Origin of the sequence: Bacillus sp. R45, from assembly GCF_021729365.1 — a bacterium.
In the GTDB taxonomy this organism is placed as follows: domain Bacteria; phylum Bacillota; class Bacilli; order Bacillales; family Bacillaceae; genus Bacillus; species Bacillus velezensis.
Map to the genome: position 1 here is coordinate 1,532,960 of NZ_CP091421.1, position 14,472 is coordinate 1,547,431.

Here is a 14,472-nt window from a genome sequence, read left to right on the forward strand (position 1 = left end):
GCCGCATGAAAGAAAGAGGGTTATTAATCGTTCTCTCAGGTCCCTCCGGAGTTGGAAAAGGAACGGTTCGGCAAGCAATATTTTCACAACAGGACACGAAATTTGAATACTCAATTTCAGTCACGACGAGAAACCCGAGAGAGGGCGAGGTCGACGGCGTCGATTATTTCTTTAAATCCAGAGATGAATTCGAGCGCATGATTGAAAACAACAAACTGCTTGAGTGGGCAGAATATGTCGGCAACTATTACGGTACGCCCGTTGATTATGTCGAACAGACGCTTCAAGAAGGAAAAGACGTCTTCTTAGAGATTGAAGTGCAGGGCGCGCTCCAAGTGCGGAATGCATTTCCGGAAGGCCTGTTTATCTTCTTAGCGCCGCCGAGTCTTTCTGAGCTGAAAAACAGAATCGTGACAAGAGGGACTGAAACCGACGATTTAATCGAAAACAGAATGAATGCCGCAAAAGCTGAAATCGAAATGATGGACGCGTATGATTATGTCGTTGAAAACGACGATATCCAAACGGCTTGTGATAAGATTAACGCAATCGTTCTCGCCGAGCACTTAAAACGTGAACGCGTTGCTCCGAGATATAAGAAAATGCTGGAGGTAGAATAACTTATGTTAGATCCGTCAATTGACTCTTTAATGAATAAATTAGATTCTAAATATACGCTGGTGACCGTGTCTGCAAGACGCGCGCGTGAAATGCAGATCAAAAAGGACCAGCAGATTGAACATACCATTTCTCACAAATATGTAGGCAAAGCTTTAGAAGAAATTGACGCGGGCCTGCTTTCGTTTGAAAGAGAAGACAGCGAATAACAAGCACACGTAGCAACCTATCTCTACATAGGTTGTTATTTTTTTCCGTTTGGGATTTGTCCAATGCTTTCATAAAGGGGAGAAGACTTCATGAAAAACCGAAACATTTTGCTATGCGTAAGCGGGGGAATTGCCGTTTATAAAGCTTCCGCACTCACGAGCAAGCTGGTTCAGGCCGGCGCAAATGTCAAAGTGATTATGACTGAGTCCGCGCGTGAGTTTGTTTCTCCGCTGACATTTCAGGCGCTGAGCCGGAATGAAGTGTATACAGATACATTTAATGAACAAAATCCGAAGGTGATTTCTCATATTGATGCCGCTGACTGGGCGGATTTAATTATTGTCGCGCCCGCTACGGCAAATATCATCGGCAAGCTTGCCAACGGAATTGCTGATGATATGCTCACAACGACGGTGCTGGCGGCTGAGGCCCCGGTCTGGGTGGCGCCTGCGATGAATGTCCATATGTATGATCATCCGGCGGTGAAACGGAACATTTCTGTGCTTTATCAGGACGGGGTCCGCTTTATCGAGCCGAGTGAAGGCTATTTGGCATGCGGATATGTCGGCAAAGGAAGGCTGGAGGAGCCGGAGCTTATTGTTGAGCGTGTCAGAGAGCATTTTAAGGAGCCTGAAGACGATGCGCCGCTGAAAGGAAAACATATTGTCATTACGGCCGGTCCGACGCGCGAAGCCGTGGACCCTGTCCGCTTCTTCACAAATAAATCCACCGGCAAAATGGGCTACGCTGCTGCTGAAGCCGCCGTCCGTCTCGGGGCGCGGGTGACGCTGATTTCAGGCCCGGTGTCAATAGAGCCGCCAGTCGGGCTGTATCAGTTTCTTCCTGTGCAATCGGCAGCCGATATGAGAGAAGCCGTGCTTTCTGTGTTTGATTCATGCGACATGGTGATTAAGACGGCGGCCGTGGCCGATTTTACGCCGGCGGCTGTTTCTGATCACAAAATGAAGAAGAAAGACGGTTCGCTCGTGATCGAATTCAACCGTACGGCAGACATACTGAAAGAACTCGGCGAACGGAAAACACACCAGCTGCTGGTCGGATTTGCGGCTGAAACGCAAGACGTCGAACGCTATGCGCGCAGAAAACTCGAACAGAAAAACCTTGATATGATCGTTGCGAATGATGTGAAAGCGGAAGGGGCCGGATTTGGCACGGATACGAATGTCGTCACCTTCTATTTCCGGGACGGAAGAAAACGGGAGCTTGCGCTTATGTCTAAACTTGACGTTTCCTTTGAAATGCTGAAGGAAATGACAGCTTTGAAAGCCGAGGACCGAAAACCCGTATGAATGTAGCAGAAGTCATTGTCGATGTCAGCTCCAAAAACATTGACAGACCCTTTGATTACAAAATTCCCGATCATTTAAAAGGGATGATCGAAGTCGGCATGCGGGTGATTGTCCCGTTTGGCCCGCGCAAGCTTCAAGGATTTGTGACCGGTTTGAAAGATTCGTCCGAATTAAACGGCGGCTCAATGAAGGAAGTCGAGAAGCTTCTTGATTTGACGCCCGTTCTGACTGAGGAACTGATGCAGCTGTCTTCATGGCTTTCTGACAAAACGCTGTCGTTTAAAATCACGGCGCTTCAGGCAATGCTGCCCGCCGCATTGAAGGCGAAGTACGAGAAAGAGCTGAAAGTCGTTGACGAAGAAGCGCTGACACCGGACATCAAACAGCTTTTCAGGAATCAAAAAAGTCTTCTGTACTCGGATATTACCGATGAAAGCATTCTTTCGTCACTTCAGAAATTCGTGCGTAAAGGAAGCATTGATGTCACATATAAAGTCGCCCAAAAAACGAATAAAAAAATGATCCGCATGATCGAAGCGGGGGCAGACAAAGAAGAACTCGCCCGGCACGCAGATTCATTGACAAAGCAGGCTTCTAAACAGCTCGCCGTGCTTACTTATTTTATCGGCGGGGGAGAAAAGATTTCCGCGGCTGAACTTTGCCAAAAGACCGATTCCAGTTCCGCGACGCTGAAAACGCTTCTTAAAAAGGGGCTTCTTACGGAAAGCTTTGAGGAGGTTTACCGTGATCCTTATCAGGACAGAATGTTCAAAAAAACAGAGCCGCTCTCTCTTACAGAAGAGCAGCAGGCCGCTTTTGAGCCGATTAAACAAGCTGTAGCCGACCATGTCCATCACGTCTTTCTGCTTCACGGCGTCACGGGAAGCGGCAAAACGGAAATTTACCTGCAATCCATTGAAAAAGTGCTGGCAAAAGGAAAAGAAGCCATCGTGCTCGTTCCGGAAATCTCGTTGACACCGCAAATGGTCAACCGTTTTAAAGGCCGCTTCGGCTCACAGGTTGCGGTCATGCACAGCGGATTATCCACAGGTGAAAAATACGATGAATGGCGGAAGATTCAGCGCAAGGAAGTCCGGCTTGTCGTCGGAGCCAGATCGGCCATCTTTGCCCCGTTTGAAAATCTCGGCATGATCATTATTGATGAAGAGCACGAATCTTCCTATAAGCAGGAGGAAATGCCGCGGTATCATGCAAAGGACGTAGCTATCCGCCGGGCCGAGCATCACAGCTGTCCGGTCGTCCTCGGGAGCGCCACGCCGACATTGGAGTCATTTGCGCGGGCGAAAAAAGGCGTTTATGAGCTGCTTCCGTTAAAACATCGCGTAAACCGCCAGCTCATGCCTGACGTTTCTCTCGTTGATATGAGAGAAGAACTGAGAAACGGCAACAGATCAATGTTCTCAAGAGAGCTGATGGAACAGCTGGAAGAGAAGCTTGCAAAAAAAGAGCAGGCCGTCCTTTTTCTGAATAAACGGGGGTATTCCTCGTTTGTGATGTGCCGGGATTGCGGTTATGTGCCGCAATGTCCGCATTGCGACATTTCCATGACTTATCACCGCTACGGACAAAGGCTGAAATGCCATTACTGCGGCCATGAGGAACCTGTCCCGGGGACATGCCCGGAATGCGGCAGCGAACATATCCGCTTTTTCGGCACGGGAACGCAGCGTGTGGAGGAGGAGCTTACCAAAGTGCTGCCTCAGGCGCGTGTGATCAGGATGGATGTGGACACCACTTCAAGAAAAGGCGCCCATGAAAAACTGTTGTCAGCGTTCGGTGAAGGGAAAGCGGATATCCTGCTCGGTACGCAGATGATCGCAAAAGGGCTTGATTTTCCGAACGTGACGCTTGTCGGAGTATTAAGCGCCGATACGACGCTTCACATCCCAGATTTCAGGGCCGCGGAGAAGACATTCCAGCTGCTGACACAGGTAAGCGGACGGGCCGGGCGGCATGAAAAGCCGGGAACGGTGGTCATTCAAACGTATACACCGTCTCATTACAGCATTCAGCTGACGAAAACGCACGACTATGAAACTTTTTTTCAGCAGGAAATGGCGCACAGACGGACCCAATCATACCCGCCGTATTATTACGTGGCGCTGGTGACCGTTTCTCATGAAGAAGCGGCAAAAGCCGCGGTCACCGCAGAAAAGATTACAAACTATTTAAGAGCGGGATGCGGGCCTGATACGAAAATTCTCGGGCCGGCGGCTTCCCCGATTGCCAGGATCAAAGATAGATATCGCTATCAATGCGTGATAAAATACAGACAGGAAAACGAGTTGCAGATTCAGTTGAAAAAGATACTGGAGCACTATAAACGCGATATTGCGCAAAAGCATGTAATGATTTCAATTGATATGAATCCGTACATGCTGATGTAACATTAGTTTTTGGAGGGCAAAATTTTGGCTGTAAAAAAAATCGTCACACACCCGGCGGAGGTTCTGGAAACACCCGCCGATGAAGTGACAGTGTTTGATAAAAAATTAAAAAAACTGCTTGACGATATGTACGATACGATGCTCGAAATGGATGGCGTCGGTCTCGCCGCGCCGCAAATCGGCATTTTAAAAAGAGCGGCCGTCGTGGACATCGGTGAAGAAAGCGGCCGGATCGACCTTGTAAATCCGGTTATTCTTGAAAAGAGCGGTGAACAGACCGGAGTCGAGGGCTGCTTAAGTTTTCCCGGGGTTTTCGGTGATGTCACCCGCCCGGATTACGTAAAGGTAAAAGCCCACGACCGTAAAGGAAAACCGTTTATTTTAGAAGCGGAGGGTTTTTTGGCCAGAGCCGTTCAGCATGAAATGGATCATTTAGACGGCATTTTATTCACATCAAAAATTACGGCTTACTACACTGAAGAAGAACTGGCAGAAATGGAAGGATGATTGGATGACAAGGATCGTTTTTATGGGAACGCCCGACTTTTCAGTTCCCGTCCTGCGCACGCTTATTGAAGACGGATATGAAGTGGTTGGTGTCGTTACGCAGCCTGACCGCCCGAAAGGCAGAAAAAAAATCATGACGCCCCCTCCTGTAAAGGCTGAAGCTGAACGTCACGGCATTCCCGTGCTTCAGCCCGAAAAAGTAAGGCTCGAAGAAGAAATAGAAAAAGTGCTAAGCCTGAAGCCGGACCTGATTGTTACGGCGGCATTCGGACAGATCCTGCCCAAGCAGCTGCTGGACGGCCCGAAATACGGCTGTATCAACGTACATGCGTCACTATTGCCTGAATTAAGAGGCGGAGCGCCGATACATTATTCGATTCTCCAAGGCAAGAAGAAAACAGGCGTGACGATCATGTATATGGTTGAAAAGCTTGATGCGGGCGATATGATTTCTAAAATCGAAGTGGAAATTGATGAAACGGATAACGTCGGCACGCTGCACGACAAATTAAGCATAGCGGGGGCAAAGCTTTTGTCAGAGACCGTCCCGAACGTCATCTCCGGAAATATTAAACCGATCAAACAGGACGAATCAAAAGCGACTTACGCGCCTAACATTAAGCGTGAGCAGGAGCGGATTGATTGGGCAAAGCCCGGAGAAGAGATCTACAACCAGATCAGAGGTTTAAACCCTTGGCCTGTCGCCTATACAACTTTGAACGGTCAAACTATTAAAGTATGGGCTTCTGAAAAAGTTGCGGCAAAAACTGATGCTGCGCCCGGAACAGTCATCCGCACGGAGCAAAACGGCATTGTCGTCGCATCAGGAAACAGCACCGCCCTTTTAATCACTGAGCTGCAGCCGGCGGGGAAAAAACGGATGAAGGGCGAAGATTTTGTAAGAGGCAAAAATGTGCAGCCCGGTGACGTGTTAGGAGCAGCAAATGAAGAAAATTAATGTCCGGGAGCTCGCCCTTGAAGCGCTTGAGAAGCTTGAGCAAAATCAGGCATACAGCAACCTGCTTCTTACATCGGTTATCAAAACGAACACGCTCAGCGATCAGGACAGAGGACTGCTGACAGAGCTTGTCTACGGAACGCTGCAAAATAAAATCGCCTTAGACTATATGCTGAAGCCTTTTATCCGCAAGCCGAATAAGGTGAAGCCGTGGGTGATTCAGCTGCTTCGTCTGTCCGCGTATCAAATGGAGTATTTAGAAAAAATTCCGGATCGCGCCGCCATCCATGAAGCGGTTGAAATCGCCAAAAAACGCGGGCATAAGGGCATTGCGTCCTTTGTCAACGGCATTCTCCGCTCCCTGCAGCGTGAGGGGGCGCCGTCATTTGCTGAAATTGAAGACCCGGTTCTCCGTCTTTCTACAGAGACAAGCCATCCCGAATGGCTCGTAAAAGAGTGGGTCGAGGCGTACGGCTTTGAGGCGGCTGAAAAAATCTGCCGGATTCATCTCATTCCGCCGAAGCAGACGCTCCGTGTCAATCACATAAAGAGCGACAGGGAAACGGTGCTGAATGAGATGGAGAATGCCGGTCTGGAAGCGGAAGCCGGAGACCTTTCTCCTGATGCGATTAAGCTTTTGAAAGGAAGCATCGCGAACACGGCATTTTTCCAAAACGGCCGGGTATCCATACAGGATGAAAGCTCAATGCTTGTCGCGCGGGCGCTGGACCCGAAGCCGGGCGAAACCGTTTTAGATGCATGCGCTGCACCGGGCGGAAAGTCGGCTCACATTGCGGAACTGATGGAGAACGAGGGGAGCCTCACATCGCTTGATCTTCACCGCCATAAAGTGAAGCTGATTAAAGAGGGCGCAGAACGGCTCGGACTTACGATCATCGACGCGCAAACGATGGATGCGCGAAAAGCGGGAGAGGCCTTTGGCGCAGAACGGTTTGACCGTATTCTCGTTGATGCCCCTTGCTCAGGTTTCGGCGTCATCAGACGAAAACCCGATATGAAATATACGAAGACGCCGGAGGACAGCAGACGGCTGTCAGAAATCCAGCTCGGCATTTTAAGGGAAATCGCCCCATTAGTAAAAAAAGGTGGCACACTCGTATACAGTACGTGTACAATGGATCGGACAGAAAATGAAGAAGTTATGCATGCGTTTATACAAGAACACCCTGAGTTTGAACCCGATTTGTCTCTTGAAAAGCGGCTGCCTGAAAAGGCGAGACCCTTTGTTCAGGATGGAAGCCTTCAAATTCTTCCGCATTATTTCGGAACAGACGGTTTCTTTATTAGCAGCATGAGAAAGAAGGGATAAAAATGACACAATTAAAAAAGACAAGCGTACGGAAAGAGCTGCGGACTGAGCAGCCGTCCATTTACTCTTTTGAATTAGATGAAATCAAACAATGGCTGACCGAGAATGGCGAAAAGCCGTTCCGCGCAGCACAGATTTTTGAATGGCTCTATGAAAAGCGGGTTTCTTCATTTGATGAAATGACGAACCTCTCAAAAAGCCTGCGTGAAAAACTCGAGAGCAATTTTGTGCTGACAACGCTGAAAACGGCTGTAAAACAGACATCTCAAGACGGCACGATGAAATTTTTATTTGAGCTTCATGACGGTTATACGATCGAAACGGTTTTAATGAGACACGAGTATGGTAATTCTGTATGTGTAACGACACAGGTCGGCTGCCGGATCGGCTGCACATTTTGCGCGTCAACGCTCGGCGGTCTGAAACGGAATCTTGAAGCGGGAGAAATCGTCGCTCAAGTCGTGAAAGTGCAAAAGGCGCTTGATGAAACGGATGAACGCGTCAGCTCAGTCGTCATCATGGGAATCGGAGAGCCGTTTGATAATTTCAATGAAATGCTCGCTTTCTTAAAAATCATTAACCACGATAAAGGGCTGAACATCGGAGCGCGTCATATCACAGTTTCCACCAGCGGAATCATTCCGAAGATTTACGATTTCGCCGATCAAAAAATGCAGATCAATTTCGCGATTTCTCTGCATGCTCCGAATACGGAAATCAGAAGCCGTCTGATGCCGATTAACAAAGCATATAAGCTTCCTGACCTTATGGAGGCCGTCAAATATTACATCGAGAAAACAGGCAGACGGATCAGCTTTGAATACGGGCTGTTCGGCGGCGTAAATGATCAGGTCGAACATGCAGAAGAGCTTGCAGAACTGTTAAAAGACGTGAAATGCCATGTCAATTTAATTCCGGTAAACTATGTGCCTGAACGGGATTACGTCCGCACACCGAGAGATCAGATTTTCGCATTCGAAAAAACGTTAAAATCCCGCGGTGTAAATGTCACGATCAGAAGAGAGCAAGGCCATGACATTGACGCGGCCTGCGGTCAGCTTCGCGCGAAGGAGCGTCAAGACGAGACGAGGTGAAGAGGTTGATTACAGCCTTGAAAACAGATACAGGTAAAGTCCGCCGGCATAATGAAGATGCGGCGGGCATTTTCACAAAAGAAGACGCGGTGCTTGCGGTTGTCGCCGACGGCATGGGCGGTCATCTTGCCGGAGATGTAGCGAGCAGGATGGCGGTTGCGGCGATGGAAGAGCAGTGGAACCGGACCGAAACGGTTCCTTCTCTGCCGTCTGCTTGCGAGGATTGGCTGAAAGACCGGATTCATGAGGCGAATGTCAAAGTGCATGACCACGCTAAAGCCAATGAAGAATGCCGGGGAATGGGCACCACCATTGTTTGCGCCTTATTCACGGGGAAGTTTGTCACTGTGGCTCATATTGGTGACAGCCGGTGCTACCTGCTTCAAGAGGGGGAATTCACTCAGCTGACTGAGGACCATTCGCTTGTGAATGAGCTGGTCAAGACGGGGGAAATTTCGAAAGAGGACGCCGAGCACCATCCGCGGAAAAATGTATTGACGAGAGCGCTGGGGACAGATGAAACCATCAGCCCCGACGCCCGTTCTTTTGAACTGTCTGACGGCGATCAGCTGCTTTTATGCTCTGACGGACTGTCAAATAAAATAGAAGATCACGAGATCAAACAAATGCTTCAAGCCGAATCTGATCCTCAGGAAAAAGTAGACCTTCTCATCAGCAAAGCAAATCAAAACGGCGGCGAAGATAACATCACGGCTGTGTTGATTGAGTTTTCCGCAGATGCAAAAGAGGGTGAAGACAAGTGCTAACCGGCAAGCGGATCAGCGGGCGTTATCATATCCTCCGGCCCATTGGCGGCGGCGGAATGGCAAACGTTTTTTTAGCTGAGGACATCATTCTCGAACGTGAAGTCGCAATTAAAATTCTGCGGTTTGACTTTGTGAATGACATTGATTTTATCAGGCGTTTCAGAAGAGAAGCACAGTCGGCATCAAGCCTCGATCATCCGAATATCGTCAGTATTTACGATATCGGGGAGGAAGGCGATATTTATTACATTGTCATGGAATATGTGGAAGGCATGACATTAAAGGAATACATAACCGCACACGGACCGCTTCATCCGAAAGAAGCGCTGTCCGTTATGGAGCAGATCGTCTCGGCCATCGCCCATGCCCATCAAAACCATATCGTGCATCGGGATATTAAACCGCACAATATATTGATAGATCATTTAGGGCATATCAAGGTGACGGATTTCGGCATCGCCACAGCGCTTACGTCTACGACAATCACACATACGAATTCTGTGCTGGGCTCGGTTCATTATTTGTCTCCGGAGCAGGCGAGAGGCGGCCTGGCAACGAAAAAATCAGATATTTACGCGCTCGGCATCGTGCTGTTTGAGCTTTTAACAGGCAAAATCCCTTTTGACGGAGAATCAGCCGTCAGCATAGCGCTAAAGCACCTGCAAACAGAAACGCCTTCCGCCAGAAAGTGGAACCCTTCCATTCCGCAGAGCGTTGAAAACATTATTTTAAAGGCAACCGCCAAAGACCCGTTTCACCGCTATGAAAGCGCCGAAGACATGGAGGCGGACATCAGAACGGCTTTTGACGCCGGCAGGCTGAATGAACAAAAATTTTCCGTGCAGGATGATGAGGAAATGACAAAAGCCATTCCCGTTATTACTGACGGCGCAAAAGCCGCGTCTCAGGCGGAAACGCCGGGGGAGACGGATGATAAGGAACAGCAGCCAGCCAAAAAGAAAAAACGGAAATGGCCGTGGGTTTTGCTGGCCGTCTGTTTCATTTTCATTATGGCGGCTGTTCTTGCGGTCACCGTGTTCCCGTCTTTATTTATGCCTAAAGATGTAAGCGTCCCCGACGTACGGGGCATGAAGTACGAAAAAGCGGAAGCCCTGCTTGAAAAGAACGGGCTCCGGGCTGATCCTGATATAACGGATATTGAAGATGAAAAAATAGAAGAGGAATTAATGGTCAAAACGGACCCAAAAGCGGGGTCTACCGTTAAAGAAGGCTCTTCTGTAAAACTGTACAAAAGCATCGGAAAACCGAAAACCCAGCTGATCGACGTGAAAGGACGGCAGATCGGCGACGCAAAAAAAGCGCTGAAGGAAAAAGGTTTTAAACATGTCAATGTCAAAGAAGAAAACGATGACAGCGAGGCCGGCACCGTAATTGATCAGGACCCGTCAGCCGGCACCGATATGGTCGCAAGCGATGATGAAGTCAATCTAACGGTCAGCCTCGGCCCGGCGGACGTTACGCTGAGGGACTTAAAGACTTACAGCAAAGAAGCGGCTTCAGGGTATCTTGAAGATAACGGCCTGCAGCTTGTTGAAAAACAAGCCCATTCAGATGACGTGCCGGAAGGACAAGTCATGAAACAAGAGCCGTCAGCCGGTACTGCGGTTAAGCCGGGAAGTAATGTTGAAGTGACGTTCTCGCTCGGACCTGAAGAAAAACCGGCGAAAACGGTAAAAGAAAAAATCAGCATTCCTTACGAACCCGAACATGAAGGGGAAGAGCTTGAAGTGCAAATCGCCATCGATGATAAGGACCACAGCATCTCTGATACGTATGACTCATTTAAAATAAAAGAGCCGACCGAAAAAACAATTGAACTGAAGATTGATCAGGGACAGAAGGGGTATTATCAAGTGATGGTCGATCATAAAGTCGTCAGCTACAAAACGATTGAATACCCGAAAGATAATGACTGATAAGGAGGGACCCTATGCCTGAGGGCAAAATTATAAAAGCGTTAAGCGGATTCTATTATGTCTTGGATGAATCACAGGACAAGATCATTCAATGCAGAGGCCGGGGCATTTTCAGAAAAAATAAAATAACGCCCCTGGTCGGCGATTATGCCGTTTATCAGGCTGAAAATGATAAAGAAGGCTACCTGCTGGAAATCAAAGAACGAACAAATGAGCTGATCAGGCCGCCGATTTCAAATGTCGATCAGGCCGTTCTCGTCTTTTCTGCCGTTCAGCCGGCGTTCAGCACGTCTTTATTGGACCGTTTTCTCGTCCTTGTGGAAGCCAACGGCATTCACCCGATCATCTGCATAACCAAAATGGACTTAGCTGCAGACGGGGAATCGAAAGAGGCGATACTTTCTTACGTGAAAGACTATCAGGCGATCGGTTATGACGTATATGTGACGTCATCAAAAGAAAACAGCGGCTTAACAGGCATTGTGAAACACTTCGAGGACAAAACGACGGTGTTTGCCGGTCAGTCCGGAGTCGGAAAATCTTCGCTTTTAAATGCGATCAGCCCGGAGCTTGAGCTGAAAACAAACGAGATTTCCGCGCATTTGGGACGCGGAAAACATACGACGCGCCATGTGGAGCTCATTCATACATCAGGCGGTCTGGTTGCGGATACTCCGGGGTTCAGTTCGCTTGAATTTACCGGCATTGAGGAAGAAGAGCTGGGCAGCACGTTCCCTGAGATCAGAGAAATAAGCGCCTCTTGCAAATTCAGAGGCTGTCTGCATCTTAAGGAGCCGAAATGCGCGGTAAAGCAAGCGGTGGAAGAAGGAGAGATTCAGCCGTACCGCTATGAGCATTACAAAGAATTTATGCAGGAAATAAAAGAGAGAAAGCCGAGGTATTAATATGATTAAGGTTGCGCCATCAATTCTTTCCGCCGATTTTGCTTCACTGGGCGAGGAAATTAAAGACGTGGAAAAAGGAGGGGCGGACTATATCCATATTGATGTCATGGATGGCCATTTCGTCCCTAACATTACAATCGGGCCGCTTATCGTTGAAGCCGTCCGTCCGGTGACTGATCTGCCGCTGGATGTCCATCTTATGATTGAAAACCCGGACCGCTACATCCCGGCATTCGCAAAAGCCGGTGCGGACATCCTTTCCGTTCACGCTGAAGCGTGTCCGCATCTTCACCGGACCATTCAATTGATAAAAGAGCAAGGGGTAAAAGCGGGAGTTGTGCTTAATCCGCATACGCCCGTCCAAATGATTGAACATGTGATCGAGGAGCTTGACCTTGTGCTGTTAATGACGGTTAACCCCGGTTTTGGCGGACAGCGCTTCATTCATTCGGTTCTGCCGAAAATCCGTCAGGTCAAACAGCTGGCTGAGGAGAAAGGCCTGTCTGAGCTTTTAATCGAGGTGGACGGAGGCGTTAATAAAGAAACAGCCCCTTTATGCGCTGAAGCGGGCGCCAATCTGCTTGTTGCCGGGTCTGCCGTATATAATCAGCCGGATCGGAAAAAAGCTATCGCTGACATCCGAAACGCATCATAAACATGCTGAAAAAGAGCCCGGTGAAAGCCGCCGGCTCTTTTCGCGTCTAAGAGAGAGGATAGCATATGAAGACAATCAATATCGTTGCGGGCGGCCCGCGGGAGCTTATTCCCGATCTATCCGAATACACAGACGGAGATACGACGTGGGTCGGAGTTGATAAAGGGACGGTTGCTCTTTTGGAGGCCGGAATCATTCCGCAGGAAGCTTTCGGTGATTTTGACAGCATTACGGAAGAGGAGCTCATGCAGATTCAAAAAGCGGCGCCGGCCCTCCATGTGTATCAGGCGGAAAAAGATTATACCGATCTTGAACTCGCCCTTGACTGGGCTTTACAAAAAGAACCGGAAAATATTCGGGTATTCGGTGTGACGGGCGGAAGAGCCGATCACTTTTTAGGGAACATCCAGCTGCTGTATAAAGCCTTACATAAGCATACCGATGTCAAGCTGATCGACCGGCAGAATGACATTCAGATGTTCGGGCCCGGCCGTTATACAATTGAAGAAAAAGCGCGCAGACGCTATATTTCTTTCATTCCGTTTACGGAAGCGGCAGACGGCCTGACACTCGACGGTTTTAAATATCCCCTTGATAATTGTCATATTCCTCTGGGTTCCACACTATGTATTAGTAACGAACTCATTCATTCACGAGGTACTTTTTCGTTTGCAAAAGGCATATTAATAATGGTAAGGAGCGCGGATTAGAAAAGCGGCTTCTGCCATATGCGGAAAAAACCATGAATCCTAAAGTGATGAACGCAGCGGATACGGGACTTATAGGAGGGGACAAAATGAAATTTTATACCATTAAATTGCCGAAGTTTTTAGGAGGAATTGTCCGGGCGATGCTGGGCTCATTTAGAAAAGAGTAAGCCTAAGAAGCTGAAATCGCCCTCTTTGAACGCATAAAAAACGCCTGCCGCATAAAAGGGCAGGCGTTCATTTTTGCTTATACACGCTCAACTTTACCGGATTTTAAAGCCCGGGCAGATACATACACTTTTTTAGGTTTGCCGTCAACGAGGATGCGGACCTTTTGAAGGTTGGCGCCCCAAGTACGCTTAGAAGCGTTCATTGCGTGAGAACGGTTGTTTCCGGCTTTTGTTTTTTTACCTGTAATAAAACATTTACGTGCCATTTGTTTCCCTCCTAACTGCGCGAAACATCTTTTTAAACATAGTGTCTCAGATGCTTTCGTTATACAATACTTTAAATAATTTACCACAGCTAAAAACCGTTTGCAACTATTGTTTCCCTTACTTTCAAGAAAAATCACTTGACATGTAAAACCAATCACATTTCCGCGCTGAAGGCCGCTGTCTGTATCTTTTCTTTTCATAATGGGATACATATAGTAGAATAATGATAACTCTATGCACCTGAAGGAGGAACCTGTGTGTCCATTGAAATGAAGACAAAATACGGACAGATTGATATATCCAACGAAGTCATCGCAATGGTTGCCGGAGGCGCTGCCATTGACTGTTACGGAATAGTGGGGATGGCCTCAAAAAACCAGATTAAAGACGGTTTGTCTGAAATCCTCCGGAGAGAGAACTTCGCAAAAGGCGTACATGTCCGTCAGGAAGCCGAACAAATACATATCGACATGTACATTATTGTCAGCTACGGCACTAAAATATCCGAAGTAGCCCACAATGTTCAGACGAAGGTAAAATACACAGTAAATCAAACAATCGGACTTGCAGTTGATTCTGTAAATATTTATGTCCAAGGCGTACGAGTAACGAACCCGTAGTGAGGAGGA

General features: G+C 48.2%; 16 protein-coding genes. 15 read left to right on the forward strand and 1 reads right to left on the reverse strand.

Annotation, left to right across the window (positions count from 1 at the left end):
- Positions 1 to 5 precede the first annotated feature (5 nt).
- The 14 genes from gmk (at position 6) to spoVM (ending at position 13,576) form a co-directional block, all read left to right on the forward strand.
- Entirely contained in the window at positions 6 to 620 is a 615-nt protein-coding gene (gmk, locus tag L3V45_RS07745) for a guanylate kinase (protein WP_003154347.1), read from the forward strand.
- 3 nt (positions 621 to 623) lie between these two features.
- Positions 624 to 827: a DNA-directed RNA polymerase subunit omega gene (gene rpoZ, locus L3V45_RS07750; protein WP_003154346.1), complete on the forward strand. Its 204-nt coding sequence runs from the start codon at positions 624 to 626 to the stop codon at positions 825 to 827.
- Between the two features lie 90 nt (positions 828 to 917).
- Complete coding sequence (gene coaBC / locus L3V45_RS07755) at positions 918 to 2,138, forward strand: bifunctional phosphopantothenoylcysteine decarboxylase/phosphopantothenate--cysteine ligase CoaBC (RefSeq protein ID WP_003154345.1); 1,221 nt, start codon at positions 918 to 920, stop codon at positions 2,136 to 2,138.
- Complete coding sequence (gene priA / locus L3V45_RS07760; protein ID WP_234949686.1) at positions 2,135 to 4,546, forward strand: primosomal protein N'; 2,412 nt, start codon at positions 2,135 to 2,137, stop codon at positions 4,544 to 4,546. The genes coaBC and priA overlap by 4 nt, the downstream gene beginning before the upstream one ends.
- Before the next feature lie 24 nt (positions 4,547 to 4,570).
- Entirely contained in the window at positions 4,571 to 5,053 is a 483-nt protein-coding gene (gene def, locus L3V45_RS07765) for a peptide deformylase (protein ID WP_003154343.1), read from the forward strand.
- 4 nt (positions 5,054 to 5,057) lie between these two features.
- Complete coding sequence (gene fmt, locus L3V45_RS07770; protein ID WP_003154342.1) at positions 5,058 to 6,011, forward strand: methionyl-tRNA formyltransferase; 954 nt, start codon at positions 5,058 to 5,060, stop codon at positions 6,009 to 6,011.
- A complete protein-coding gene (gene rsmB, locus L3V45_RS07775) occupies positions 5,998 to 7,341 on the forward strand; it encodes a 16S rRNA (cytosine(967)-C(5))-methyltransferase RsmB (RefSeq protein WP_003154341.1) in 1,344 nt (447 codons plus the stop codon). Before fmt ends, rsmB begins: the two co-directional genes overlap by 14 nt.
- A 2-nt stretch (positions 7,342 to 7,343) precedes the next feature.
- Positions 7,344 to 8,435, forward strand: a complete 1,092-nt coding sequence (rlmN, locus tag L3V45_RS07780) for a dual-specificity RNA methyltransferase RlmN (RefSeq protein ID WP_003154339.1) — start codon at positions 7,344 to 7,346, stop codon at positions 8,433 to 8,435.
- Positions 8,436 to 8,440: 5 nt separating this feature from the next.
- Positions 8,441 to 9,202, forward strand: coding sequence for a Stp1/IreP family PP2C-type Ser/Thr phosphatase (locus L3V45_RS07785; protein ID WP_015388247.1), 762 nt, complete (start codon positions 8,441 to 8,443; stop codon positions 9,200 to 9,202).
- Complete coding sequence (gene pknB / locus L3V45_RS07790) at positions 9,196 to 11,139, forward strand: Stk1 family PASTA domain-containing Ser/Thr kinase (RefSeq protein WP_069448728.1); 1,944 nt, start codon at positions 9,196 to 9,198, stop codon at positions 11,137 to 11,139. The genes L3V45_RS07785 and pknB overlap by 7 nt, the downstream gene beginning before the upstream one ends.
- A 14-nt stretch (positions 11,140 to 11,153) precedes the next feature.
- Positions 11,154 to 12,044, forward strand: a complete 891-nt coding sequence (gene rsgA, locus L3V45_RS07795) for a ribosome small subunit-dependent GTPase A (RefSeq protein ID WP_003154333.1) — start codon at positions 11,154 to 11,156, stop codon at positions 12,042 to 12,044.
- Between the two features lies 1 nt (position 12,045).
- Entirely contained in the window at positions 12,046 to 12,699 is a 654-nt protein-coding gene (gene rpe, locus L3V45_RS07800; protein WP_003154331.1) for a ribulose-phosphate 3-epimerase, read from the forward strand.
- Between the two features lie 65 nt (positions 12,700 to 12,764).
- A complete protein-coding gene (locus L3V45_RS07805; protein WP_003154330.1) occupies positions 12,765 to 13,409 on the forward strand; it encodes a thiamine diphosphokinase in 645 nt (214 codons plus the stop codon).
- 86 nt (positions 13,410 to 13,495) lie between these two features.
- A complete protein-coding gene (gene spoVM / locus L3V45_RS07810) occupies positions 13,496 to 13,576 on the forward strand; it encodes a stage V sporulation protein SpoVM (protein WP_003154329.1) in 81 nt (26 codons plus the stop codon).
- A 77-nt stretch (positions 13,577 to 13,653) separates the two neighbouring features.
- Here spoVM and rpmB read toward each other — a convergent pair whose 3' ends face one another.
- On the reverse strand, positions 13,654 to 13,842 hold the full coding sequence (gene rpmB / locus L3V45_RS07815; protein ID WP_003154328.1) for a 50S ribosomal protein L28: 189 nt from the start codon (positions 13,840 to 13,842) through the stop codon (positions 13,654 to 13,656).
- 258 nt (positions 13,843 to 14,100) lie between these two features.
- Between rpmB and L3V45_RS07820 the strand changes: the two genes are divergently transcribed.
- Entirely contained in the window at positions 14,101 to 14,463 is a 363-nt protein-coding gene (locus L3V45_RS07820) for an Asp23/Gls24 family envelope stress response protein (RefSeq protein ID WP_003154327.1), read from the forward strand.
- The last annotated feature ends 9 nt before the right edge of the window (positions 14,464 to 14,472 follow it).

Coding starts and splice junctions, on each gene's coding strand:
- priA (WP_234949686.1), top strand. CDS start 2,135: ATGAATGTAGCAGAAGTCATTGTCGATGTCAGCTCCAAAAACATTGAC.
- rlmN (WP_003154339.1), top strand. CDS start 7,344: ATGACACAATTAAAAAAGACAAGCGTACGGAAAGAGCTGCGGACTGAG.
- rsgA (WP_003154333.1), top strand. CDS start 11,154: ATGCCTGAGGGCAAAATTATAAAAGCGTTAAGCGGATTCTATTATGTC.
- rsmB (WP_003154341.1), top strand. CDS start 5,998: ATGAAGAAAATTAATGTCCGGGAGCTCGCCCTTGAAGCGCTTGAGAAG.
- coaBC (WP_003154345.1), top strand. CDS start 918: ATGAAAAACCGAAACATTTTGCTATGCGTAAGCGGGGGAATTGCCGTT.
- rpmB (WP_003154328.1), bottom strand. CDS start 13,842: ATGGCACGTAAATGTTTTATTACAGGTAAAAAAACAAAAGCCGGAAAC.
- rpe (WP_003154331.1), top strand. CDS start 12,046: ATGATTAAGGTTGCGCCATCAATTCTTTCCGCCGATTTTGCTTCACTG.
- L3V45_RS07805 (WP_003154330.1), top strand. CDS start 12,765: ATGAAGACAATCAATATCGTTGCGGGCGGCCCGCGGGAGCTTATTCCC.
- rpoZ (WP_003154346.1), top strand. CDS start 624: ATGTTAGATCCGTCAATTGACTCTTTAATGAATAAATTAGATTCTAAA.
- gmk (WP_003154347.1), top strand. CDS start 6: ATGAAAGAAAGAGGGTTATTAATCGTTCTCTCAGGTCCCTCCGGAGTT.
- fmt (WP_003154342.1), top strand. CDS start 5,058: ATGACAAGGATCGTTTTTATGGGAACGCCCGACTTTTCAGTTCCCGTC.
- spoVM (WP_003154329.1), top strand. CDS start 13,496: ATGAAATTTTATACCATTAAATTGCCGAAGTTTTTAGGAGGAATTGTC.